The sequence below is a fragment of the Paraburkholderia sp. Cy-641 genome (genome assembly GCF_011752945.1).
In the GTDB taxonomy this organism is placed as follows: domain Bacteria; phylum Pseudomonadota; class Gammaproteobacteria; order Burkholderiales; family Burkholderiaceae; genus Paraburkholderia.
In genome coordinates, this window is sequence record NZ_VWWM01000010.1 from 53,191 (window position 1) to 77,350 (window position 24,160).

The 24,160-nt window shown below is 62.7% G+C and carries 18 protein-coding genes; 10 read left to right on the forward strand and 8 right to left on the reverse strand.

Annotation, left to right across the window (positions count from 1 at the left end; genetic code table 11):
- Nucleotides 1–221 precede the first annotated feature (221 nt).
- A complete protein-coding gene (locus F3J20_RS07935; protein WP_167282948.1) occupies nt 222–1,205 on the forward strand; it encodes a helix-turn-helix domain-containing protein in 984 nt (327 codons plus the stop codon).
- Here the strand turns inward: F3J20_RS07935 and F3J20_RS07940 are convergent.
- A complete protein-coding gene (locus tag F3J20_RS07940) occupies nt 1,184–1,969 on the reverse strand; it encodes a coniferyl-alcohol dehydrogenase (RefSeq protein WP_167282950.1) in 786 nt (261 codons plus the stop codon). The two genes, F3J20_RS07935 and F3J20_RS07940, sit on opposite strands and share 22 nt — an antisense overlap.
- Before the next feature lie 217 nt (nt 1,970–2,186).
- Between F3J20_RS07940 and F3J20_RS07945 the strand changes: the two genes are divergently transcribed.
- The 6 genes from F3J20_RS07945 (at nt 2,187) to F3J20_RS07970 (ending at nt 9,682) form a co-directional block, all read left to right on the forward strand.
- Nucleotides 2,187–3,635 carry an aldehyde dehydrogenase gene (locus F3J20_RS07945; RefSeq protein ID WP_167282952.1) on the forward strand — a complete coding sequence of 483 codons (1,449 nt, stop codon included), beginning with the start codon at nt 2,187–2,189 and terminating at the stop codon, nt 3,633–3,635.
- A gap of 65 nt (nt 3,636–3,700) precedes the next feature.
- Nucleotides 3,701–4,630, forward strand: coding sequence for an MBL fold metallo-hydrolase (locus tag F3J20_RS07950; protein ID WP_167282954.1), 930 nt, complete (start codon nt 3,701–3,703; stop codon nt 4,628–4,630).
- Between the two features lie 33 nt (nt 4,631–4,663).
- Nucleotides 4,664–5,653, forward strand: a complete 990-nt coding sequence (locus F3J20_RS07955) for an amidohydrolase family protein (RefSeq protein WP_167282956.1) — start codon at nt 4,664–4,666, stop codon at nt 5,651–5,653.
- A 53-nt stretch (nt 5,654–5,706) separates the two neighbouring features.
- Nucleotides 5,707–7,050 carry an MFS transporter gene (locus tag F3J20_RS07960; RefSeq protein ID WP_167282959.1) on the forward strand — a complete coding sequence of 448 codons (1,344 nt, stop codon included), beginning with the start codon at nt 5,707–5,709 and terminating at the stop codon, nt 7,048–7,050.
- 69 nt (nt 7,051–7,119) lie between these two features.
- The gene (locus F3J20_RS07965) at nt 7,120–8,208 is read left to right on the forward strand and encodes a porin (RefSeq protein ID WP_167282961.1); all 1,089 of its coding nucleotides are present in this window, start codon (nt 7,120–7,122) and stop codon (nt 8,206–8,208) included.
- 187 nt (nt 8,209–8,395) lie between these two features.
- Nucleotides 8,396–9,682, forward strand: a complete 1,287-nt coding sequence (locus tag F3J20_RS07970) for an Nramp family divalent metal transporter (RefSeq protein WP_167282963.1) — start codon at nt 8,396–8,398, stop codon at nt 9,680–9,682.
- Between the two features lie 71 nt (nt 9,683–9,753).
- Here F3J20_RS07970 and F3J20_RS07975 read toward each other — a convergent pair whose 3' ends face one another.
- From F3J20_RS07975 to F3J20_RS07995, 5 genes are all read right to left on the reverse strand, one after another.
- Nucleotides 9,754–10,515: an IclR family transcriptional regulator C-terminal domain-containing protein gene (locus F3J20_RS07975; RefSeq protein WP_167282965.1), complete on the reverse strand. Its 762-nt coding sequence runs from the start codon at nt 10,513–10,515 to the stop codon at nt 9,754–9,756.
- 229 nt (nt 10,516–10,744) lie between these two features.
- The gene (locus F3J20_RS07980) at nt 10,745–11,587 is read right to left on the reverse strand and encodes a VOC family protein (protein WP_167282967.1); all 843 of its coding nucleotides are present in this window, start codon (nt 11,585–11,587) and stop codon (nt 10,745–10,747) included.
- An 11-nt stretch (nt 11,588–11,598) separates the two neighbouring features.
- Nucleotides 11,599–13,260, reverse strand: a complete 1,662-nt coding sequence (locus F3J20_RS07985; RefSeq protein ID WP_167282969.1) for a bifunctional 3-(3-hydroxy-phenyl)propionate/3-hydroxycinnamic acid hydroxylase — start codon at nt 13,258–13,260, stop codon at nt 11,599–11,601.
- Nucleotides 13,261–13,346: 86 nt separating this feature from the next.
- A complete protein-coding gene (locus F3J20_RS07990) occupies nt 13,347–14,204 on the reverse strand; it encodes a fumarylacetoacetate hydrolase family protein (protein ID WP_167282971.1) in 858 nt (285 codons plus the stop codon).
- 313 nt (nt 14,205–14,517) lie between these two features.
- On the reverse strand, nt 14,518–16,611 hold the full coding sequence (locus F3J20_RS07995) for a TonB-dependent receptor (RefSeq protein WP_345889851.1): 2,094 nt from the start codon (nt 16,609–16,611) through the stop codon (nt 14,518–14,520).
- 1,228 nt (nt 16,612–17,839) lie between these two features.
- Between F3J20_RS07995 and F3J20_RS08000 the strand changes: the two genes are divergently transcribed.
- The gene (locus F3J20_RS08000) at nt 17,840–19,501 is read left to right on the forward strand and encodes a hypothetical protein (protein WP_167282975.1); all 1,662 of its coding nucleotides are present in this window, start codon (nt 17,840–17,842) and stop codon (nt 19,499–19,501) included.
- A gap of 992 nt (nt 19,502–20,493) precedes the next feature.
- Here F3J20_RS08000 and F3J20_RS08005 read toward each other — a convergent pair.
- The gene (locus tag F3J20_RS08005) at nt 20,494–21,279 is read right to left on the reverse strand and encodes an IclR family transcriptional regulator (protein ID WP_167282977.1); all 786 of its coding nucleotides are present in this window, start codon (nt 21,277–21,279) and stop codon (nt 20,494–20,496) included.
- Between the two features lie 187 nt (nt 21,280–21,466).
- On the opposite strand from F3J20_RS08005, the gene F3J20_RS08010 reads away from it, so the two are divergent.
- Both F3J20_RS08010 and F3J20_RS08015 read left to right on the forward strand, forming a co-directional pair.
- Nucleotides 21,467–22,750 (forward strand): MFS transporter, encoded by a 1,284-nt coding sequence (locus F3J20_RS08010; RefSeq protein ID WP_167283070.1) that lies wholly within the window; start codon nt 21,467–21,469, stop codon nt 22,748–22,750.
- A gap of 4 nt (nt 22,751–22,754) precedes the next feature.
- Nucleotides 22,755–23,201, forward strand: coding sequence for a type II 3-dehydroquinate dehydratase (locus F3J20_RS08015; protein ID WP_167046999.1), 447 nt, complete (start codon nt 22,755–22,757; stop codon nt 23,199–23,201).
- 5 nt (nt 23,202–23,206) lie between these two features.
- Here F3J20_RS08015 and F3J20_RS08020 read toward each other — a convergent pair whose 3' ends face one another.
- Nucleotides 23,207–23,899, reverse strand: coding sequence for an NnrU family protein (locus F3J20_RS08020; RefSeq protein WP_167282979.1), 693 nt, complete (start codon nt 23,897–23,899; stop codon nt 23,207–23,209).
- Nucleotides 23,900–24,160: the final 261 nt, after the last annotated feature.

A 24,160-nucleotide genomic window follows, 5' to 3' on the forward strand; every position in this document is an offset into this window, starting at 1 on the left:
ATGGCCGATATTGACGCCCAGATAATTAGCTGCGTTTCCTCATCAGAATTCCATTTGCCTCAACTATCGAGCCGGACCTCGCCCAGACGGGGGAAACACCGTCTCCCGACGTTTGCACCCAGCCCATCCAATAGGGTGAATACTTATACAAAAAAATCTTATTTTGATAAAAATTTCAGTATTATTATATTGATATTCTCAATTTTTCAGAGACACCGGGAATGAAGAACTTCGTTACCGTCTCCACGGCAGCGATCCCGCCCGCGGGACAGGCGACCGAATGGGCGCGAGCGATCGGCGAACGCTTCAGCGAGCGTTTCGGCGGCCGGCTTTTCGACCCAGCGACCGGCGAGTCCTTCTCGGGCCAGATCGGTTATGCCGATGTCGGGCAAATCCAGCTTTGCCGGCTGGCGGCCCAAGGGCATCGCGTGGAAAACACGCCGGGAAGCGAGGCCAGTTCCAGCCGGTACAAGCTGACGATCCAGCTCGAAGGTACGTCCGAATTCGAGCAGGATGGTTTAAAGGCGAAGCTTTCGCCGGGGCACTGGGCCATCTACGACACCGCGCGCCCCTATCTGATGAATGCGCCCGATGCCATTCACGTGGCGATTGCGACTATTCCAAAGGACATGATGCGTCTCACGCTCACCGAGCGTTGCGCACTGGTCCATCCGCTGACCTCCCATAGCGGTGCGGGCCTCGCGCTGTCCCGCTACATCATCGATCGCCTGCAGGCATTCGAACTCTCACCGGAACTCGATGCCGATGCATCGGCCGACCCGATCGAGCAGGACCTGACTACCCAGATCAGAATCGCACTGCAGGATCAGGTGTCGGAAACCAGAAAGCATCTGCACCCGAGGATGCTGCGCACACGCATCATCGAATACATCGAGCAGAATCTCGCCGATCCCGAACTCACCGTCGAGCGGATCGCGCTCGACCTGAACTGCTCGAAGCGTTACCTGCACACGGTATTCGATAGCGGCACCCACACTCTCTCCCGGTACATCCTGCAGCTGCGGCTCATGCATGTCTGTCGCGATCTGGGCAACCTGGCGTTGCAGCAATGCTCGATTACCCAGCTGGCGATGAAATGGGGCTTTGTGAGCCCCGGTCATTTCAGCCGCACCTTCAAGGAAATGTTCGGCGTGTCGCCCCGCGACTACCGGCGAGGCACGACTCAGCCGAGCCCGCTCGACTGACACAGGATATTGGCCGCCATCCCGCCATCGCACGGGATGTTGACGCCTCGTACCCACCGGCTACCGTCGTCGCACAGAAACGCCACGAGCGGAGCAATGTCGTCGGGCCGCCCCGCGCGCTCGACGAGCCGCATGTCTTCCTCAGCCCGCTTGCCTAGCGTCTTCAGAAAGTCCTGGTGAATGGGCGTCTCCACCGGCCCGGGGCTGATCGCATTCATGCGGATGCCGCGGCTACGCCACGCCCAGCGCATCTGCAGTGTCCATGCAATTAGCGCCTCCTTCGACAAAAAGTACGCGCGCGCGTCGTCGACGCCATTCGCTTCGCAGAACGCATCGACGTCCTCCAGGTTGCTCACGCCGAGCAGCGCCCGAACCTGACCGATCTGATCGGCCCAGCCGAATCCCGCCAGCGACGCCAGATTGACGATCGAGGCACCGTCGTTCATCAGCGGCAGCAAAGCCAGCGTCAATTGGCGTAACCCGACGAAATTGACCTGCAGCACGGGTGCGCGCCCTTTCGTCGGCGGCAGTCCGGCGATATTGCACAGCGCGTCCAATCGGCCGTGAACCTGCTTTGCAACCGAATCGATCGAATCGGCTTGCGCAAGATCGGCCCGAATGAACTGATCGCACAGCCCCGCCGCGGGCTCGTTCCGGTCCACCGCAATAACGCGCGCGCCCTGCGCCCGGACCGTTGCCGCACACGCGGCGCCGATACCCGAGGCGGCCCCGGTGATCAAAATGGTCTTGCCTTGCAACGACATATTCGACGTCTCCTTGAGGTTGTCTCGATGGCGCCGGAAATCCGGTGCCGACCGTGCCGACTCTAGTCGCCCCCCGGCTACGCGTCTTGCCTGACAGTGCAGTGTCGGCGCGATTCCGTCCTGCACGTGCGCAGCGAAATTGCACTATCAGGCAAGTCGGTCAAGGTTGGTTCTCCTACATTCGCATCCACACAGTCCTGTCACATGGAGACACCTCTTGAGAACCGTCCAGTTGCTCATCGCGGGACGCCCGCAGCCGGCCGTTGCCGGCGCGACGTTTGATCGTGCCAATCCGCAATCGAATCAGGTCGTCACGCGCGCCGCCTCGGCCGGCATCGAGGACGCCCGGCTCGTGGCCGATGCCGCGCAAGCCGCCTTCGCGGCCTGGTCCCGGACCGGCCCTTCGATCAGGCGCGAGATTCTGCTGCGCGCCGCCGACCTGATGGAGCAGAAGAAAAGTCTCTTCGTCGAAACCATGCAGAGCGAAACCGGTGCGACGTGCGTCTGGGCCGAGCACAACGTGTTCGCCGCGGCCGCGATTCTCCGCGAAGCCGCCAGCATGACAACCCAGATCGCAGGCGAAGTCGTTCCGTCGGACGAAGGCCGTCTGTCGTTTGCGGTACGGCAACCGGCCGGCGTCGTGCTCGGCATCGCCCCCTGGAATGCGCCGATCGTGCTCGGCACGCGTGCGATTGCGATGCCGCTCGCCTGCGGCAACACGGTCATCCTGAAGGCATCGGAAATGTGTCCCGCGACCCATTCGCTGATTGCGGACGTGCTCGTCGAAGCCGGACTCGGCAACGGCGAAGTCAACGTCATCACACATGCGCCGGCGGCGGCCGGCGAAGTGGCCGATACGTTGATCGCGCACCCCGCCGTTCGGCGCATCAATTTCACCGGCTCGACCCGGGTCGGCCAGTTGATCGCCGAACGGGCAGCACGTGTACTCAAGCCGGTGCTGCTCGAACTGGGCGGCAAGTCTCCGCTGATCGTACTCGACGACGCCGATGTCGAACGCGCCGTCGCCGCCGCTGCATTCGGCGCGTTTTTCAACCAGGGGCAAATCTGCATGTCGACCGAGCGCATCGTCGTCACGCCCGCGATTGCCGAGTCTTTCGTCGCGCGTCTCGCCGACAAGGCCGCGCGCCTGAGCGTGGGCGATCCGCGCACCACTGACGCGCCGCTCGGTGCGCTCGCCAGCGCCGGCGCCGGTGCGCGTATCAACGAACTCATCGACGACGCGCTGGCGCGAGGCGCCACGCTGCTGGCCGGCGGCAAGGCCGAAGGCGTATTCATGCCGGCCACCGTGCTAGACGGCGTCACGCGCGAGATGTCGATTTACCACGAGGAAACGTTCGGCCCGGTCGTCTGCATCATGCGGGCGAAAAACGACGAACACGCCGTCGAGATCGCCAACGACTCGGAATTCGGTTTGTCCGCGGCGGTATTCAGCAACGACATCGAACGCGCCTTCGCGGTCACGAAGCAGATTCGCTCAGGCATCTGCCACATCAACGGCGCGACGGTCAGCGACGAACCGCAGATGCCGTTCGGCGGCACCGGCCGTAGCGGCTACGGACGCTTCGGCGGCAAAGCCGGTATCGCCGAATTCACGGAGCTGCGGTGGATCACCGTGGCCTCCACGGCTCCCGCTTTTCCGATCTGAGCGAACCCGACAGCGACCCCGACACGCCCCGCGTGCCGGCAATCAACCCACCGAGGAAATAACACATGGCTCTACATCCGACGAACGATCGCGCACATGCGCTGCAGGCGGGCTGGACCCGCTTCGATCTCGGCGGCTTTCAGTGCACGGTCGTGACCGACGGCCTGCTGCACCTCGGCCCGCCGCGCAACACGTTTCCGAAAGCCGATGTCGAGGAAATCGACGACCTGCTGCTTCAGGCCTTCCTGCCGACCGAAACGATCGCGCTCGATCAGAACGTACTCCTTGTCAATACCGGCGAGCATCTGGTGCTGTTCGACACGGGCGTCGGCATCAACGCCGAACTGGGCGTCAAGACGTTCGGCCCGAATACCGGCCGCGCCATCATCAATATGCGGGCGGCCGGTATCGAGCCGGAAGACATCGATATCGTGGCCCTGACCCATACCCACCCGGATCACTGCTGGGGTCTCGTCGACGACAACGACCGCAAGCTGTTCCCGAATGCGCGCATCGCCGTGAGCCGGGCCGACGTCGACTACTGGACGAACCTCGAGAACATTCGCGATTCGATGTCCGACCATATGAAAGACCACTTCTACGGCGCTCACAAGAATCTCGCGCCGTATCGCGACGTCATCACATTCATTGAGGATGGCCAGGAGATCGTGGCGGGCATCCGCGCTCATGCCACGCCCGGCCATAGCCCCGGCCATACGATCTACGCAATCTCCAGCGAGGGACACACGCTCGTGTGCTGGGGCGACCTGTGCCATCACCAGGTGCTGCTGCTTAGGCGGCCGGAATGGGCGTTCCTGTTCGACTACGACAGTTCCATTGCGGCGGCCACGCGCATGAGAGTGCTGGAGTGGATCGAGAAGCAGGAGCATCAGGTCCTCTCGTATCACTTTCCGTTTCCGGGGCGCGGGCATCTGCGCCGCAACGGCGACGGCTACGACTGGCTCCCCTCGCCGATCCAGCTCGAACGAGTCTGAGCGCCCCCACTCCATCAGGATACCTATTTCATCATGAACACCGCTTACCGCTGCACGTGTGGTCTCATCGACGTCCACGCACACTGCCTGCCGCCGGCCTACCGCAAGGCGCTCGACGACGCCGGCCTCGCCACGCTCGACGGCGGCTACCCCGTTCCCGAATGGAGCCCGGAAAAAGCCACCGCCGTCATGGAAGAAAACGGCATCGACACGATGATGCTCTCCGTGTCCTCGCCGAGCGTCAGTTTCCTCTCCGGACGCGAAGCGCGTGTGCGGCTTGCCCGCACCATCAACGAAGATATCGCGCAACTCCGGCGCGACTATCCAGGGCGCTTCGGCGGCTTCATGACACTGCCGTTGCCGCACGTGGCCGACTCCCTCGCCGAAATCGACTATGCCTTCGACGAGCTAGGTCTCGACGGCCTGATCGTCGAAACGAACAGCGACGGCAAGTACCTCGGCGACCCCGCGTTCGCACCGATATTCGACCGGCTCAACGAACGGCACGCCACGATCTTCCTGCATCCGACCGCCCCGGCCTGCTTTTCGGCCGTCGGACTCGGACGCCCGGCGCCGCTGTTCGAGTTCCCATGCGACACCGCGCGCACGGTTATCGACCTCGTGTTCTCGGACACGCTCAAGCGCTGCGCCAATCTGAAGCTCATCGTGCCGCACGCGGGCGGCGTGCTTGCCGCGATCGCGCACCGGATCGCGCTGCTCTCACCGATGCCGGTCATGAAGCCAGGCCCCAAGCCATCCGCCGAGGTCATCGCGGAATTGCAGGGGCTCTATTACGACCTCGCCATGTCGGCCAACCAGCCCACCTTCGACGTGCTGCGCACACTCGCCGCGCTCTCGCAGATCATGGTCGGCACCGACTTTCCGTTCCAGCCGGCGCACAACGTCGCGCGCAATATCGCGGATTTCCGCACGCTCGACGGCCTCACTGCGGAACAGCATCGGGCCATTGCGCGCGAAAACGCGCTGCGGCTCTTTCCGCGCTTCGCCAGCGTGAATGCTTAGGCTGACTGACTAATCCACCCTGAAATACAACACATCACACCAAGGAGACAATCATGAAAACCGTGCTCGTAGACGATCTCATCGATGAGCGTCCATTCGGCCTCTTCCAGGCGTCGATCTTCGCCATCTGCTTCCTGATCGCCTTGATGGATGGCGCCAACGTGCAGGTCATGGGTCTGAGCGCACCGCTGCTCGCCAATGACCTGAAGCTGACACCAGCCCAGCTCGGCCCCATCTTCGCCGGCTCCGAGCTCGGTTTCATGATCGGCGCGCTGCTGCTCGGTCCGGTTGCCGACCGCATCGGCCGCAAGACCGTGCTGATCGCCTGCGCGAGCCTGTTCGGACTGGCGTCGCTTTGCACGGTGACGGCGCCCGGATTCGTCACGCTGCTCGTGCTGCGTATCGTGACGGGTATCGGACTCGGCGGCGCGGCACCGTGTCTCGTCAGCCTGACGACCGAATACGTCTCCCGGCGCCATCGCGGCCGCATCGCCTCGCTGCTGTGGGCCGCCATGCCGGCCGGCGGCGTCATCGCCGGCTTTGCGGCGAGCATCGTGACTCCGCAGTATGGCTGGAGGGCCATGTTCTATCTGAGCGGCATCGTGCCGATCGCCGCCGCGGTGCTGGTGTGGCTCTTCGTGCCCGAATCGGTGCGGCTGCTGATCCTGTCCGGCGCGCGGGACGATCGCATCGCGCGGATCGTCAGGCATCTCGCGCCTTCTTCCCTCGCCGGCGAGCCGGTGCGCTACGCGACCCATGAGCATCAGGAAAAGGGCTTGCCGGTCAAGCATCTGTTCGTCGACGGCCGCGCGCCGCTCACGGCCCTGCTGTGGCTCGCGTTCTTCCTCAACTTCCTCGCCCTGATCGCGACACTGGCCTGGGCCAGCACGCTGCTGCGCAGCGCGGCCATGTCGGTGGCCGCCGCGTCCACGGTCCTCGCCTGGAACAACGTGGGCGGCACGATCGGCGTCGCCATCGCCGGCGCGGTGATGGAGCGCCTCGGCACCTGTCGCTTCCTCGCCGCGATCTATGCGCTCGGGGCCATCGTTCTTGCGCTTACAGGGTTCAGTACACCTAACACCGCGCTGGTTTCGCTGTGCTCGGGTCTCACGGGTCTGTTCGTCGGCGGTGCCACTTCGGGCCTGATCGCCATCGCCTCGATGACCTATCCGACCGCCATCCGTTCGACCGGCGTGGGCTGGGCGCTTGCCGCCGGGCGCCTCGGCGGCGCCGTCGGCCCCGTTGCGGTCGGCGCGCTGGTCGCCACGGGCCTGCCCGTTGCGCACATCTTCGTCGCCACGGCAGCCCCGATGCTCGGCGCGTCGCTCGTGATGCTCGCGATGAGCCGCCTCGGCGCCGCCCGCACCGTCGATCGCGCCGAATTCGCCACGCATTGAACGACGGGCTGCCCGATCTGCGGCAGCCCTTCTACAACAAGAAACAACAAGAATCCGGAGACAACCCTCATGTTCAGACACACCATTCTCGCATCGGCTGCCCTGCTCGCCTGCGGCAGCGCCGCCGCTCAAAGCTCCGTCACCATCTTCGGCATGATGGACGCCGGCATAACCTACGTGAACAATTCGGGCGGCAAGAGCAAGACCTTTTTCGACGACGGCATCTATTACCCCAACATGCTTGGCTTTCTCGGCCAGGAAGACCTGGGGGGCGGCACGAAGGCCATTTTCGAACTGGTCAACCAGTTTTCTCTCGCGAACGGCTCGACCATTCCGACCGCCAATGCGCTGTTCAACCGCACCGCCTATGTGGGTCTGTCGAATACACAGTTGGGACGACTGACGTTCGGTACGCAATACGACTTCATGAAAGATCAGCTGCTGTCCTACGACGCATCGCTGTACACCGGCGGTTTCTATAACTTTCGCGAAGGCCCCTTCCAGACCCTCGGCATTCCGGGCAATCCGACCGGCTCATGGGACTTCGACCGCATCGGCGGATCGTCGCGCATGCAGAACTCCGTCAAATACCAGTCCGTCGATTACAGCGGATTCTCGTTCGGGATGATGTACGGCTTCGGCAATGTCGCCGGTTCCGTATCGGCCGACAATGCCGTCAGCGCGGCGCTCGAATACCGGCACGGCGGATTCGGCATCGCCGCCGCCTATACCGAGATCAAGTATCCGGAGATGAGCAACGGCCACGATGGCATCCGCAATTGGGGAGTCGGCACCCAATACGATACCGGCAAGGTTCTCGCCAATCTGCTCTATACGAACACCCGCAACACGCTGACAGGCGGCCAGATCGATATGGTCCAGATCGGCGCGAACTGGCACGTCACGCCGTTCTGGTCGCTCGGCGCCGATTACCAGTACATGCAGGGCAACGCCGTGCTCCTGGACAACAAAGCCCATGAAGTTGCTGCGTCGGTCATGTACTCGTTGTCCAAACGCACGAGCGTCTACGTGGAAGGTATCTATCAGCGGGCGACGGGCAGCAACGGCAGCGCGACCGCCTGGATCAACGGCTTGAGCGCACCGTCGAGCACAGGCTCGCAGTTGCTGACCAGAATCGGGATGACCACCACGTTCTGAACTCGCGTCTGAGTTCGTGTCTGAACTCGCGGCGATCCTGCGCGGCATGGCGGCACGGTACTGCTGCAAAGCATTGCCGCGCTGCCCGATACGAATCCGGGGCCACCGACATTCCCGCACCTTCATCGGGTCGCCATAAGACAGCGGCCCGTCTCTTTTGAGTCCTCTCCCTTCTACGCGTGGCGTCATGAACCCAACAACACGCGGCGGCGCCGTTCTCGGCACCCCGGCCCTGCCGCTTCGGCAACCCGCCACCGGTTACCGAAGCGGCCTGCGCGCGCTTCTCGGTGCATCCGGCCCTGCCCTCGTCGCCTCTGTCGCCTATCTGGACCCGGGCAACATCATCACCAACCTTCAGGCCGGGGCAAGATACGGCGACGAACTGCTCTGGGTGGTTCTGCTCGCCAGCGTGGTGGCAATGCTGTTCCAGTCGCTGTCGGCAAAGCTCGGCATCGTGACGGGCCGCAATCTTGCCGAGATCTGCCGCGACAGCTTGCCTCGCCGCTACGTCATCGCGCTCTGGCTTCTCTGCGAAGCGGCCGCCATCGCAACCGACCTTGCAGAGGTGATCGGCAGTTCGATCGGCATCTCCCTGCTTTTCAATCTCTCGCTGCTCAACGCCATGCTGCTGACCGTCGCCGCCACCTACTCGCTTCTGCAACTCGAAACGCGCGGTTACAGGCCGCTCGAACTCGTGATCGGCGCATTCGTGAGCGTGATCGGGATGGCGTATCTCGTCGAGGTATCGCGGATGCCGGTGAACTGGTCATCGGTCTGGGCGCACAGCATCCCGTCGCGTTTCACCGATCACGGCGCACTCGGTCTCGCGGTCGCCATAGTCGGCGCGACGATCATGCCGCACGCGCTGTTCCTTCATTCAGGCCTGACCCAGAACCGCGTATCGGCCGGTGCCGTACGCGAGCCACGCGCGCGGATCAGACTATCGAACATCGAGGTAATCGTCGCGCTGGGCGCGGCAGGGTTGATCAACATGGTCATGGGCGTCATCGCGTCGGTTGCGTTTCACAACGGACACGCCGAGACGGCCGATATTGCCTCGGCAACGCGGCTTTTGACGCCGCTGTTCGGTGCGTTCGCCGGCACTCTCTTCCTGATCGCGCTGGTCGCGTCGGGCATATCGAGTTCCGTGGTCGGCACGCTGGCCGGGCAGATCATCGTTCAGGGATTCGTCGGATACCGGATTCCGTTGTGGCTCAGAAGAGGTCTCACCGTGGTTCCGGCCATCGTCGTAATTGCATCGGGTCTCGACGTCACCACCGTGCTCATCGCCAGCCAGATCGTTCTGAGCCTCGCGTTGCCGGTGCCGATGATCGCGCTCGTCTGGTTCACCTCGCGCCGCAGCGTCATGGGTGAGCACCGCAACCACAGGTCCGTCACCGTGCTCGCCATTGCAGCGACTGTGCTGGTGCTGGTTCTCAACGGCGTCCTGTTGTGGCAAGCGGTAAGCGGCTAGTCGGGCGAACAGTTAGCGGGTAGCGGGTAAGCGCGTGAGCCAATGAGCCCCTCTCGTGACGCGACCGCCGGTTAAACCGCTTCGGCCTCGGCACGCAAAGCCGTCTCGACTTCGCGTGCGCCGGTCGACACCAACGCGGCCAGGCGGGCGATCATTTTTTCGTCCGTCTCATCCGACACCACGTAGCTGATACTGCCGATTCCCACCCGGTCCGACGACAGCACGGCCGCGGCGATCCCGACGAGTCCCGCATCCACTTCCCCGCGCGTCACGAGACTGCCGTGTCTGCGCCATTCCGTCAGCACGGAGCGGAATGCCGGCAGCGTGCGGCCCAACCCGGCCTTCGCAATCGCTTTGGTATTGTTTTCGAAGAGCGCCTTGATCCGCCGGGGCGGCATGTACGCGAGCAGCATCTTCGAAGTCGCGCCGTAGAAAAGCGGCATCGGCCGCCCGCGCTCGTAGCTGATCGCCGTCGGGCTACCCTTCGCATTGACGCGATGAATGCACAGCACGTCGTCGCCGACCGCGCGGCATAGCAGCACGACCGACCCGGGCGGAGCGTAAGTGGAGAGATCGTCCATGACGGGACGTGCCGCGATCAGCAAGGGATCGGTCAACTGCAACTGACGGTCCAGCTGGGTGATGGTCGGCCCCAGTCCGTACCGGCCAGGCCGCGTGGTCGCAACCAGTCCCGCCTCGTCGAGCGCGGCGAGATAGCGGTAGGCGGTGGCGATCCCCACCTCGAGTTCCGAGGCCACCTCTTCGGCAGTCCATTCCGGATGTTCGACCGTGAACAGCTTCAGAACGGAGAGGGAACGGTCAGATGCGGACATGGCGGGAAATCGGTAGCTGACGGGAAACTGATTTTCTCATCATGAGATAATTTCCGCCAGATAGGTACTCGCGTTTACACGGCGCTCGATGACGGCACAAGACCGTTGTCGGGGAGCGCCGCGCCCCGGCTTCCAGGGTTCGTGTTCGCATTGCATCGAACGTGGCCGGGAGACTGCCGGGGAATCATGCCGCTTCACACGGACCATACGAACCATGCAGGGGCAGGCATCAGGTCCGAACCCAGGCACGTCCCCACGAATTCAGCGTACGTTCGTTGTGCGGCCAAACTCCGGGCGTGTCGCCAACGCCGACGCGAACCAGTTCCGCGGAGAACTCCAGCCGGTTGCCGTCCGGATCGGTCACCATGAAAAACAGGTTGTCGCCGGGACCATGCCGCCCCGGACCGAAGAAGATCGGCACTTCGGCCCTGGCGAAGCGGTCGCCCCAGTCGCGGATATCGTTCCACTCGTTCGTCTCGTAGCAGTGGTGATCCCAGACATTCTGGCTGCCCTGAAAGAACGCCAGCGAGTGATGCTCGTCGTCCGACCGCAGGAAGACGACCATCGTCTTGCCGTCGTCGCTGACTACTTCGTCGGAAATCGCATAGCCCACGGCCTCCGTGTAGAACGCCACGACGCGTTCGAGCTCCGTCGTCTGGAACACGGTGTGCTGAAGACGCGCGGGCAAGCCATCGCGCGAAGGCGACCCCGCCGTGAGACCGAAGGACACGCATCGCCCCTGCGGGTCGCGAATCATGAACGCACCGGGCCGATACAGCACGCTATCGGCCGGCTCGCACGTGACGTTGCGCGCAACCAGACGTTGACGCAACGCCGCGAGGTCTGCCTCGGTATCGACCACGAAGCACGAACACGGCTGGCGTCCGCTCAGGGAATCGCTGATTTCCACCGCGCGCCCCGGTCCGGTCAGGACGATCCTGCCGTCGGGCGACGTGACGTCCACCAGATCGAGCTGCTTGCGATAGAAATCGGCGAGCTGGCGCGGCTCGGCCGATACGATATGGAGGTGATGCAGTCTTGCAGGCGTTGCCTGCTGAAGCGTAGTAGACATGATTATTTCCCTCATACATGGGGCGACGTGGCAACCTCGGTCACCTTCCGGCTTTCCGGCGCGCACTCGCCAGGCTGATTGATACTGAGCTGGACCGCATAGGCGGTGGCAAACTGCGACTGCTCTTCCGCGCGGAATGCCCCGGCCACATAGCGGTCGGGACGAAGCAGCAGGATTTGCCCCACGCAGCCGCCGAGCGGCACCTTGAACACATCGTTCTCGTCGACGACGAACTGCAATGAGCCGCGATTCTGTCCAACGGGCATGGACGAGCCGGCAGGCAGCACGTGCACGCGCGTGCAGCGCAGGCTATTCCATAGAGGATGGCCCAGATCGGCGAGGCGGCTGCCGCCCACTGGGCCATACTGCACGAGCGAGAATCCTTGCCCCGTCAGATCGTCGAGCAGGACTTTCATTCCATCCGGGGTCCGAACCATCGGCTGCGGCAACATGCGGCCACGGAAGCTCCGCTTGCCGAGTCCGTCGTCCGGACCGAGCAGCCCTTCCCTGAAGCGCGGCTTCGGCTTGAATTTCATCTGCAGGAAATAGTCCCGTAACGGCGGCACATAAGCCGCAAACGTGAAAAACGCTTGCCACAGGAACGCGCTCAACCGCGACGACGGCGCCATCACGATGCCCAGATTGAGCGCGAGCCGAATCAGCGCCCACGCATGGCCGCGACGCTCCGTCTCGTACGAATCGAGCACCCGTTCTGGCAAACGGCCATCCAGTACGGCCGCGAGTTTCCAGCCGAGATTGAAGGCGTCGCGCACGCCGCTATTCATGCCCTGCCCGGCGTACGGCGGCGTCAGATGCGCGGCGTCGCCGGCGAGAAACACGCGCCCTTCCTGCCAACGCTCGGCCACGCGCGCGTGAAACGTATAGACCGTCTTGCGGATGATGTTCGTCTCCCGGTCTCCCCTGAACGGCATGAGCAGCTTGCGAACCGTCGCCGGTTCCATGATCGCCTCGGCGGATTCGTCGGGATGAACGAGGATTTCGAAGCGCCGGGTCCGATGCGGACCGGGCACGTCGACCACCGCCCGCCCCGCGTCGCAGTACACACGCATCTGCGAGAACGTATCGTCGTCGTCCTCGGTATCGATCACGAGCCAACGCGACTTGAATGTCGAGCCGACCATCCTGATGCCGAGCATCTCGCGTATCGGGCTGCGGCCGCCATCGCACGCGACCAGATACTTCGCGCGGATCTCGATCTCTTCCCCGGCGGCACTGACCCTGGCCGTAACACCCCGTTCGCCCTGCTCGAACGACTCCAGCGTGTGGCCAAACAGCACCTGCCCCGATGCGAACCGGTTCAGGCCGTCGCGCACGGTCGCCTCGAAAAGCGGTTGCCGGAACGCATTGCGACGCGGAAAGCCATACTCGCTTGCGGTCGGAATCACCTTGCCGAAACACCGGCCACCGTGGCGGGTAAAGTAGTGCACGCCGTAACCGGGCACGACGTCCTTCATCACGGCTTCCGACAGACCGACCGCCTGCATGGTCCGCAGCGATTCGTCGTCGATCGACACGGCACGCGGCTCGCCAATGGTCGACGGCTTGCGATCCACGAGCACGAACCGTGCGCCGGCACGTCCGAGCACGTTCGAAAGCGTCAGCCCCGTCGGGCCACCGCCGACGACCAGCGCGTCAGTATCAATGATCTTCAATTCTCGACTCCATCAACAATCCACCGCACTACTAAATATCGTGCGACGGATCGCCCGCCTCGCGGCGGTTGTCTCCTACCTTCTGGTTAGTACCGGGTCTCGTCGACCACGATATTGCGCAGCGTGCCGATACGCGAAATCTCCACCTCGACCACGTCGCCCGCCTTCATCCACAGTGGCGGTGTACGGAACGCACCCACGCCGCCCGTCGTCCCGGTGATGATCACATCGCCGGCGTGCAGCTCGGTAAACGTCGAGCAGTATTCGATCAGTCGGCCTACGTCGAAAATCAGGTCGTCGGTGTTCGCTTCCTGCACGACCGCGCCATTGAGGCGCGTGGTCAACGTGAGTGCCGACGGGTCGCCCACCTCGTCGGCCGTCACCAGCCACGGACCGAAGCCGCCGGTCGACGGGAAATTCTTGCCGGGAATAAACTGGATCGTGTGTTTCTGCCAGTCGCGCACGCTGCCATCGTTGTAACAGGAATAGCCCGCGATATAGCTTGCCGCGTCCTCACGGCGCACATGACGTGCTGTCTTGCCGATCACGACCGCGAGTTCGCCTTCGAAGTCGAGCTTTTCGGATGCGAGCGGACGCACGATCGGACCGCCATGCGCAACCTGCGAATCGGCCCAGCGGGTGAAGATCATCGGATGAACGGGAATCTCGCGCCCGGTCTCCTTGACGTGCGAAAGATAGTTGATGCCGACGCACAGAATCTTCTCCGGGTCCGGCACGACAGGCAGCAGCTTCACGTCGCTCAGTGCGATACGCGCAGCCTGCCCCGCCGCCCATTTCCCGATAGCCGGCAGGCTACCGTTGGCCAGCGCGGCCTTGAGCGACCCACCGACTTCGCCCGCGATGGGCGCCAGATCCACCACATGTTCGCCTTCCACCACGCCGAACGATGCGGTGCCACGATATTCGAAACTCGCCAGCTTCATTCCATTTCCTCCCGGATCAATGAAAGCGATCATAGCTCAACCAGATTTCATGTCAACATTTTTATCGTATTTCGATAATTTAGTTTTTATCGTAAATTCTAAAATATCACGAAAGGAAAAGACATGCTCCGCCATGCGAAGCAGCCGGCCGATCGGCCGGAGCGCTCGGCAGGCGCTCGCGAAACCGTGACTCAGAATGGGAGTGCCCCGGCTGCGCGACAAGGCGCGCAACCGAAGTCTGCTATGAAGAATGGGGAGATCGCCCGGACAAACGCCGGCACCGCAAGCCGGCGCCGGACGGTTCACGCACGGCTCAAAAGTCCGCGTGCAGGCTGACGTAGGCGGCCAACGGCGCGCCGAGGTAAGCGCCGACCACGTTGGTGGCGATGTAGTAGCGCTGGTTGGTGACGTTGTCGATGTTCAGATCGATGCCCCAGTGATGCTCCGAGTAACCGAACTGCAGATTCTCGATCAGGGACGCGGGCGCCCAGTCGTAGCCGTTGGCATAACCGTTCGACATCCGGCTCATGTAATTGACGCCGGCACCCGCATGAAAGCCGGTTCTGCCGAAGAGGCTGAAGCGATACGTCGTCCACAGGTTCGCCATATAGGCGGGCACGCCCTGCGGGGTCGTGCCGACCGCACCCGGCGTATCGGGGCTATAGGTGATGCGCGCGTGCTCCGCGGTGAAATTCGCGTACACGTGCCAGTTGTCCGTGAGATCCGCGTCGAACGAGGCCTCGGCGCCGCGCGTGCGCTGCGAATCGAACGCGAGCTGGTCATTGCCGTACGGCGTCGCCACGTTGTCCCGCTTCACGTCGAACAACGCCGTGTTGAGCACGTAGCGCCCATCGTCGAACGACCACTTCACGCCCAGCTCGTATTGCAGCGCCGATTCCGGCGCGCCGATGGAAAACGCCGTGTTTTCCGAGTTGAAATTCGCGAGGTAGCTGCGCGATACGCCGAAATACGGCGTCATCCAGGGCGTGAGCTTGTACAGGATGCCGGCGTTCCAGCTGGTCGGCGCATCGTTGCGCGTATACGTATTACCCTGAACCAGCGTGATGCCGTCGTTGGCGGTGCGGTTCGGCTCGCCGGGAAGCGGATTCAGGCCTAGCGACGTATTAAACCAGTCCTTGCGCACACCCGCGCGAATCTTCAACTGGTCCGTCACGTCCACCTGATCGGTCGCGTAAAGGCTGTAGAAGTTCGCGGTCACATGGTCGTTCTGGCACGAGTGAGACGGCGCGCACAGGAACTTCAGGCTGGAGATAGACGTTTCCAGCGGCACCGGTGCGAAGATGTCGCCGATGTCGGGCAGGTCCGCCGTCGCCTTGGCGCTGTTGAGGTCCTGGTACAGGTATTCGAAGCCCGTCAGCAGCGTATGGTGGATGCTGCCCGTCGAGAACTTCCAGACCGGCTCCAACTGATAGTCGAGCGTGTTGAGCGAATCGTCCTCATCGCGCAACTGGCGGCCGGTGAACGTGTTGCCCTTGACCTTCGCGTGCGTGCTGTCGCCGTTGCTGTAGAAGTCCAGCGTATGGTGCATATACGACAGACGGTTGTTGATCGTCAGGTAGTCGCTGATGCGCCACTCGTCCGAGAGCGTGGCACGCAGATAGTTGCCGTGCGCATTCGCAAACGGCGTCGAGTATTTCGCGTCGAACGGCACATTGCGGATCGGCGCCCCCTTGTAGTAGATCATCCCGTATGAGTCGGGCGTTGCCATGTAGTCCTGTGCATCGAGCGAGAATTCGATCTTGTGGTCGCCGATTTTCCATTGCAGATCGGGGCGGATTTCCTTGTTCCACGATGCCAGCGAACGGTAGCCGTCGGAGCGGCCGGCGGTAGCATCCAGGCGATAGTTCAGTCCGTCAATGCCGGTTGGGCCGGTAACGTAGCCACTGGCGTTGACCGTGCCGAACGAGCCGGCCTGAATGTCCCCACCCCAGTGGAACTGTGCCGAAGGCGTGTAGTGGATCAGGTTGATCGAGCCGCCTGGCGGCCCGCTGCCGAGCAGCGCGGACCCCGGTCCCTTGAGCACTTCGATGCGCTCGACGCCCAGCAGGGAATGCGTCGGGCCGTTGACCTGATCGCCGTCCGAGAAGCCGTCGTCATAGGTCTGCGCCTGCAGACCGCGAATCATGAAGTGGTCGGTAAAGCCCTTCGAATCGGTGCCGCCATAGTTCACGCCGGACACGTTGCCCTTGCGGATCGCGTCCTGCAACGACGTGACGCCCTGCTCGTCGAGAATCGCACGCGGAATGACCTCGACACTCATCGGCAGATCGCCGAGCGGGGTGCCGGTCTTGCTGACATTGACGGTCTGGTCGGGATCGTTGACGTTGTCGGAAGCATCCTCTGCTCGCGTTCCCGTAACGACGACGGTCCCCAATGTGGCGGGCACCTGAGTCTGTTGAGCGGCCGGAGGCGGACTCTCCTCGGCTTTCGCCGCCTTGGCGAGCCACAAAGTCGCACAGGCAACGGATACGGCTATGGCGATTCTGGAGGGCAAAGTTCTCATCAATTTCATGGCATTGCAAGGGTTTATAGATTTTATGCAGTGCAAATCAACGACTTGTGTCTTGCCCAGATGCGTTCACGCAGCGCTATCCGGGACACGTTGGCCGACGTCGACGATCGCCCGATAGAAACCGTGCGCGCCGACACCCGGCCCATGATGCATCGGCGGGGCTTTGCCGCGGTTCGATCGCCTGCTTGATCGACGCCGAGGCAATTAGAAATATGAAGATCATGCGCGGAGCCGTTGCAGGAAGCTCGCCTCGTAACGGGCTCATGCTTCAGCTCGGTAACGGACCGACCACCTGGATCGGTTTGACTGAAAGTTGCGGGTTCAACAGAGAACTGTTCGGTTAGCTCTGATCGTGAAACTGCTTATGCTGTATGTGCCTGCCACGCAGAAAGGCCAATTTATCTTTCAAGCGTGTCAGAGACATGAACAAGGACACGGGGGCCAGGCGCCAAAAAGGGTTGGACCCGTAAAGCAAGGCGGGCCCGCCGGATGATCGGCGTGCTACCGCATGGAAGATTTATGCAACATGGATTACGAAAAAACAGTGGGTCTTCGACATCACGCGTTTCCCGCAATACATTGCAAAATACTTTCAACTACCTTTTGCAGATTCCAGTGACACGCGTGCCGGACGAAGAACGGCTTCGCCAGTTCGTTCTTCGCGAAGATGGCGGCTGTTTCATTGCCACTATGCTGCCAATGTCCTGGGACCATCACACGGATTCTGCTTCGATACCTCGGACTTATCCTGCGCAAACAGATGGCGTTACTTCACGTTCATGCGAGGGTCAACCTGCACCCCGCCTTTCAAAAAATCATGCAAGTTTATAAACAGGTAGTTCACCCAATAAACCATCCGATCATGGATGACGATCAATGGCCCCGATCTCCGCCACCTGAACCCATGACACACCCTGCCCCAGCAGCTCTTTTCTATTCATATAAATAGACATCCGAAATAATTTAAAAACGAAAGGAATCGTTCTGTATTTGTCATTCCCCATCTCGCAACAAATCGTTCATGAAATGCCGCTACGTTAGTTGTGACTGAGCGCGAGCTCGTCCAACAAGAGGTTTTCAACTCATTACGGAGGTGTTTCAGATGGCCATCGCAACTCCTCGCTCTGCTTTTCGTCCTACCATTCTCGCCCTTGCACTCGCCTGCGCCAGCGCGGGCGCCAGTGCCGATCCGTCTTTCGGCGGACCGGGCCTGCTGGTCGTCAGCCGCAGCGTCTACGACAATATGTCGAGCAACGTGCAGACCGGCACGATCCTGCCGCCCGGCTGCAAGAACACCCAGGTGGGCTGCCCGAGCGGCAACGGCGCCACGAACGACGGCACCTATCCCTATGTCTTCAACAACGCGCTCTACGATGGGAGCTTCGGCATCACGGCACGCATCTTTCTGGATGCCACCACGCCGGACGGCAAAGTCGTGAACTCGCTCGAAGTGCCGAACAGCCTGCATCCCGGCGACGGCCACGACCAGCTCGTGACGAGCTTCAGCTCCAAGTCCGAGCTTGGCCTGAACCTCTCCACGGACGGCCAGTATCTGACGTTCATGGGCTATGTCGCGCCCGTCGACGCCATCGACGTGTCGAACTCGAACACGCCGGGCGCAAACGATCCGACGAATCCGGTTGGCGAGGCGTTCTATCGCGCCGTTGCGCGCGTCGACCAGCAAGGGCATTTCACCTTCACCGAGACCAACGCGTATAGCGGCAACAACGGCCGCAACGCGATTCTCAACAACAACAATGCCAACGGCAATGGCGACGGCTTCTACTACACCGTCGGCAACGCGGGCAACGGTGCAAACCCGCAGCCCGTGAACGTGATCCTTGGCGCGGGCTCGCAGTTCATCGAGGCGACGCATCAGCACGAGGCACAGCAAACGCCGGGCACGCCCACGCCGCTCGGCAGCTTTTCCGTCACGCAGCTGGGCGCCCCGGCCGACAAGGTCGGCAAGGACGACAACTTCCGCGGCCTGACCGTGTTCAACAACGTCGTGTACTTCACCAAGGGCAGCGGCGGCAACGGCGTGAATACGGTCTACTTCGTCGATACGACGGGCAACGCCTGCCCCTCGGGCGTGGGCGTGCCCGCACCGGGCGCGAAGCTGCCGACGCAGCCGCTCGCCTACAATCCGGCGACGGTCCAGGCGAGCGGCCTGCCAGACAATGTGTGCGTGCTAGCGGGTTTCCCCAAGACTCCTAACAAAACGGCGACCACGACGGCCTACCCGTTCGGCATCTGGTTCGCCAATGCCAACACGCTCTATGTCTCCGACGAAGGCGACGGTTACGCGGGCGGCACCGATCTCTACACGCACGCTGCGGCTCAGACCACCGCGGGCCTGCAAAAGTGGGTGTATAACGCCGGCACGAAGTCGTGGAAGCTCGCCTACACGCTGCAAAACGGCCTCGGTCTCGGCACGGCCGACACGGTGCCGGGCTACCCGAGCGGCTCGAACAGCGCGACCGGCCTGCCTTGGGCTCCGGCCACCGATGGCCTGCGCAATCTCACGGGCCATATCGATGGCGACGGCACGGTCACCCTCTGGGCCATTACCTCGACCGTGAGCGGCAGCGGCGATCAGGGCGCGGACCCGAACCATCTCGTCGCGATTCGCGACGTGCTGGGCAATACGACGGTGAGCGGCGCGGCGCACGAGAGCTTCGTCACGCTGCGTAAGGCAAACTTCGGCGAAGTGCTGCGTGGCGTCTCGCTCGCGCCGGGCGCGCTCAACGGCCAGTGGTTCTAAGCGCGAAGCAGTCTGAAGCAGCCTGAAGAAGTCGCTATGTAAGAGCGGTCGGGTGGCACGCCACCCGGCCGCTCTCATACATGATGAATGCGCCGCGAAAGATAACGACGGCTCGCTGCCGCAATCGCGCTATCGGTCGCGGGCCGCAGCTTCGTACGTCCCGACTATGCCGCGAGCATCGCGACGGACACCACGGCTCAACGACATCGGCTCCGAAACTTTCGTGAGCGTTTCGTGAGCGGGCAACAGCCCGCAAAGATTTTCGAGGACACAGCCGCGGCACGTCCAGGATGAGACTGGATCGCACCACTCATCGATCATCGTGATACCGCCGAAGCAATGGATCATTGTGCAGTTCGGGCAACGCCCAGACTCCGCACTTCGATATCGACGAAGCCAACACGCTTGTCAAGGAAGTCGTCCAGGCTATTTCCGCCACACCGTCATGACGCGAAGCGAGCTATGTGCCGGTCGCCGCTAATTGAATCGGTGCACCAGTTGCTCCGCATGCTCGACGGCAGCCTGGCCCTTCCCGGGGTCCTGATGAGAGCCGGGCATCGGCCGATCAGGCTCCAGGTCCATCGACGGGTCAAGGATGCTGGTGTTGGAATACAGGCAGGTCCAGTCGGGCACCTCGGGATTACCCGGATCATGCTCGCACATCCAGTTGATGCCGCATAGGCGGCAACTGTACCGTTGGACCAGTACGGGGCGGCGCTGTAATGGACGCAGTTTCCTCGGACTGTTCAATGCACGCAGTCCGTGGTGAGGCTGGGCCATTTCACTCGCTAGCATTCGCTGACACGCTTCGCAAGCCATCTTGGGTCGTGAAAACCGGTCGATTGAATGTTCAGGGAACGCAGATTAACACAGGAAAAAAATGTCGCCCAGCACCCATCTCGTAGCTGTGAAAATCCATTCTCACGAACTGCGAAGTATCGGCGGAAACGGTGTGCCCGATCGCGCCACGCACGACACGCTCCCGTTGCCGTTCATCCCTTGCCGAGCGGCGGCCGCGTGGGGAATCCGGCCATATTGCTCAGTTGCGCCAGTTCAGTGGCCGCCTCGCGCAGCAGCACCGAGTACTCGTGAATCTTCTCGGCCGTCAGCCGCACTCTCGGCCCAGCCAGGCTGATGACGCCGACGCAGCGCGAGCCGCTCACCACCGGCGTCGCCACCGCCGACATGCGCGGCGCAAACACCTCGTCGATCATCGCATAGCCACGCACGCGCGCGGCGTGCAGGAAGCCGAGCAGCGCTTTTAGCGTCGTCGGCGCATGGGGGCCGAACTCGTTCGGTTGTCCGAAGCCCTGCTTGAGGACCAGCGCGACCGCCTGTTCGTCGGTCATCGTCATGAGCCATGCATGTCCGGTCGACGTGCACGAAAGCCGCGCGGCCTGGCCCATGTCGGGATCGTAGCGAAAACCCGTGCGCTGTCCGTCCGCTTTCCCGACCCAGATGATCGCCTCGCCGTCCACCAGCGAGAGCCGCGCGAGCTCGCCGGTCTGCGCGGCGACGCGCTCGATGATCGGCTGGGCGATATCCGCGATACCGGTAAGGCTCAGGAATTCGAGGCCATTCGAGGTCATGCGCATCGTCAGGATGTAGCGGCTGTGATCGACCAGTTGCCTGACATACCCGCCGTCGACGAGCTCCGCGAGCACGCGGTGGCACGTGCTGCGCGGCAAGGCCAGTGCATCGGCAATGGCCAGCAGACCCGCGCCTTCGCCTTGCGAAGCGAGGAAATCGAGAATTCTCAGGCCGTTTTTAAGCGACATCTCGCGCACTCTTCATGATGTGAAATGTAATTCCGGTGCGGAACGCCCCGCCTTTGCAGCGCAAACAATAGCACCAGTTCGTCGCCACATACGAACGCCCGACCATATCGAACATTGGGGAGACACCATGTCAGTTCTCGCTGACCCAGACATCGCCGCGCGTGAACGATCCGCGCACTCTCACTTGATGGCGCGTCGCGCCGTGGCGGGGGCCACCGTCGGCACCGCGCTGGAATGGTTCGACTTCGCGTTGTACGGCGCTGTCGCGGCCACGCTTTTTCCGCGGCTGTTTTTCCCGTCGCTCGACCCGACCGCCTCGCTGCTCGCGTCGCTGGCGAGCTTCTGGGCCGGGCTCGCCGCCCGCCCGCTCGGCGCGGTGATCTGCGGCATGCTCGGCGACCGCTGGGGCCGCCGCAACCTGATGCTGGTCACGGTCTCGGTGATGGGCGCGTCGTCGTTCCTGATGGGGCTGCTGCCCACTTACCAGCAGGTCGGCATCCTCGCGCCGACGCTGCTCGTCACGCTGCGCATCATCCAGGGTTTCGCGCTCGGCGGGGAATCGACGGGTGCGCAACTGATGGCGGTCGAGCATGCGTCTCCGACACGGCGCGGGCTGTATTCAGGTCTGCTTGGCATCTGCTCGCCGCTTAGCCAGATCCTCGCCAATCTCGCGCTGTTCATGCTGGCAAGCCTGCTGTCGACCGAAGACTTCGAATCCTGGGGATGGAGAGTCCCGTTCCTCGCGAGCTTCGTGCTTCTGCTGCTCGGCATCTATATCCGTATGAAGGTCAGCGAAACGCCGGCCTTCGAAGCGCTCAGAAAGAACGGCGGGCAGGCACGCGCCGCCAATCCGCTCGGCCTCGTCTGCCGCTTCCACTGGCGTACCGCGCTGCGCCTGACCTTGTTCTTCTGCGGTCCGGCAGCGCTGTTCTATCTGATCGTGGTCTTCTCGCTGAGCTATCTGACGAAGAACCTCGGCGTGCCGAAACAGACGGGCTTCATGCTTCTGATGGTCGCCAACGTCTGCGCGATCGTGGGCGCACTGGCGGGCGGCTATCTGAGCGACCGGATCGGACGCAAACGCGCGCTGCTGATCGGTTCGTTCTGCACACTGGTCTGCTGCCTGATCTACTTTCCGATCCTCAGCCACGGCTCGATCGGCATGACGATGGCCGTGATGGGCGCCTTCCTCGGCTTCACGCAATTCCAGAGCGGCATCCAGCCAGTATGGTTCGCCGAGTCCTTTCCCACCGAGGCACGCTACACCGGTTCCGCGCTATCGTACTCGGGAGCCAACCTGCTCACCGGCGGGCCGATGCCGATCGTTGCCGTGGCGCTGCTCAATGCGTTTCACGGTTCGCCGTGGGCCATCGTCGCGGTCTGCGGCTCGCTGAACCTGCTCTCCTTCCTCATGATCGCGGTATCGCGCGAAACCCGCGACACGGCCCTCGAACGCTCCACTACACATTGAAACCATGACTCGCAAGCTCTACATCCTGAACGGCTCCAACCTCAACATGCTCGGCATGAGGGAGCCTCAGCTTTACGGCAGCACCACGCTGAAGGACATCGAACGGAACTGCGCCGCGCTGGCCGACACGCTCGGGTTCGACTGCGTATTCCGTCAGACCAACAGCGAAAGCACGCTGATCGACTGGACCCAGGAAGCGTTCCTGCAGGATGCCGCGCTCATCATCAATCCGGCCGGCTTTTCGTTCGGGCGAATTCCCGTGCTCGACGCGGTCAAGCTGATTCGCCGGCCGGTGGTGGAAGTGCATATCACCAATATCCACCGCCGCTCCGAGGAATACCGCCACTCGACGATCTCGGTGGCGGCCACGGCCGTGATCTGCGGGGCGGGCGCCAACGGTTACCTGCTGGCGATCCGCGCCGTTGACGACCTGTGGGGCGAGCGGAGTTGATTCCGCTACAGCCAGCGCCAGATGCCCGCCGCCATACCGGCGAGCGGGATATGCGCCCAGGTCGCCACGAGCCAGACGACGAGGCCGCCCAGCAGAGCGTGCAACCCGAATCCACCGAACCGCGCGCGGCCGGCGACGATAGCCGCGAACGGCAGATAGCTCGTTCTGGACTCCCAGGCGGGCCACTGATTGGGCTGCAAGCGCTCCTTCTTGCGGTCTTGCAGTGCGGCGCCGACAAGCGCGAGAACGACGATGGCCGCCGCGACGATGATGCTTTTGGTCACGGGGAACACCGCGATGTGGCACAGCCCCCACAGCGCGAACGACCACATCATCGGGTGACGCGTCACCGCGTAAACGCCGAGTGCCGCTTCCGGGAACGAGCCGGGCCGGCCACCCGTGGGCAGCGCCGGGTTTCGGATCAGGGAGCCCATCAGAAGAATCGAAGCGATCAGCATGACCACGGTCACGATCGCCCAGAGCGTGTTGCCTGCTGGCCAGAGTGGCGCCGTCAGCGGTGCCTTTCGATAAGCGAGAATCAGCCAGCCGAACGTCAGGAGTGCAATCAGCGAATAGACGCCCTGGAAGCCCGCTTCGCCAATTGCGCCGACCAGGCGGCTGCGCAACGGATGGGACAATAGGAAATGGCTGCCGACGAAAACGACGGCAGCCGCCAGCACTGCATTGATGCTTCCCATGGGCTCGGCTCCTCAAGTGTCATGAGTTCGACTTCCAGTATGTCGATTGCCGTCTGAGTTGCCACGGATTGGTTGGAAATAGGTGGGCCGCTACAACTTCCCGGCAATTCGCGAAAAGCTGCTTGCCATATTACATGTCCTCGTACGGTTCGTTCTACCAATGCGCGGTTTGAGGAGATTGGCCACAAACCGCCGGCGGCGCTTTTCTGTCGGGTATTCGCGGGTGGCGGACGAGCGTCGGCTGGGAACAGGAGATCGTCC

Coding starts and splice junctions, on each gene's coding strand:
- F3J20_RS07935 (WP_167282948.1), top strand. CDS start 222: ATGAAGAACTTCGTTACCGTCTCCACGGCAGCGATCCCGCCCGCGGGA.
- F3J20_RS08000 (WP_167282975.1), top strand. CDS start 17,840: ATGGCCATCGCAACTCCTCGCTCTGCTTTTCGTCCTACCATTCTCGCC.
- F3J20_RS08010 (WP_167283070.1), top strand. CDS start 21,467: ATGGCGCGTCGCGCCGTGGCGGGGGCCACCGTCGGCACCGCGCTGGAA.
- F3J20_RS07975 (WP_167282965.1), bottom strand. CDS start 10,515: ATGTCCGCATCTGACCGTTCCCTCTCCGTTCTGAAGCTGTTCACGGTC.
- F3J20_RS07980 (WP_167282967.1), bottom strand. CDS start 11,587: ATGTCTACTACGCTTCAGCAGGCAACGCCTGCAAGACTGCATCACCTC.
- F3J20_RS08005 (WP_167282977.1), bottom strand. CDS start 21,279: ATGTCGCTTAAAAACGGCCTGAGAATTCTCGATTTCCTCGCTTCGCAA.
- F3J20_RS07965 (WP_167282961.1), top strand. CDS start 7,120: ATGTTCAGACACACCATTCTCGCATCGGCTGCCCTGCTCGCCTGCGGC.
- F3J20_RS07955 (WP_167282956.1), top strand. CDS start 4,664: ATGAACACCGCTTACCGCTGCACGTGTGGTCTCATCGACGTCCACGCA.
- F3J20_RS07970 (WP_167282963.1), top strand. CDS start 8,396: ATGAACCCAACAACACGCGGCGGCGCCGTTCTCGGCACCCCGGCCCTG.
- F3J20_RS07990 (WP_167282971.1), bottom strand. CDS start 14,204: ATGAAGCTGGCGAGTTTCGAATATCGTGGCACCGCATCGTTCGGCGTG.
- F3J20_RS07940 (WP_167282950.1), bottom strand. CDS start 1,969: ATGTCGTTGCAAGGCAAGACCATTTTGATCACCGGGGCCGCCTCGGGT.
- F3J20_RS07960 (WP_167282959.1), top strand. CDS start 5,707: ATGAAAACCGTGCTCGTAGACGATCTCATCGATGAGCGTCCATTCGGC.
- F3J20_RS07950 (WP_167282954.1), top strand. CDS start 3,701: ATGGCTCTACATCCGACGAACGATCGCGCACATGCGCTGCAGGCGGGC.
- F3J20_RS08015 (WP_167046999.1), top strand. CDS start 22,755: ATGACTCGCAAGCTCTACATCCTGAACGGCTCCAACCTCAACATGCTC.
- F3J20_RS08020 (WP_167282979.1), bottom strand. CDS start 23,899: ATGGGAAGCATCAATGCAGTGCTGGCGGCTGCCGTCGTTTTCGTCGGC.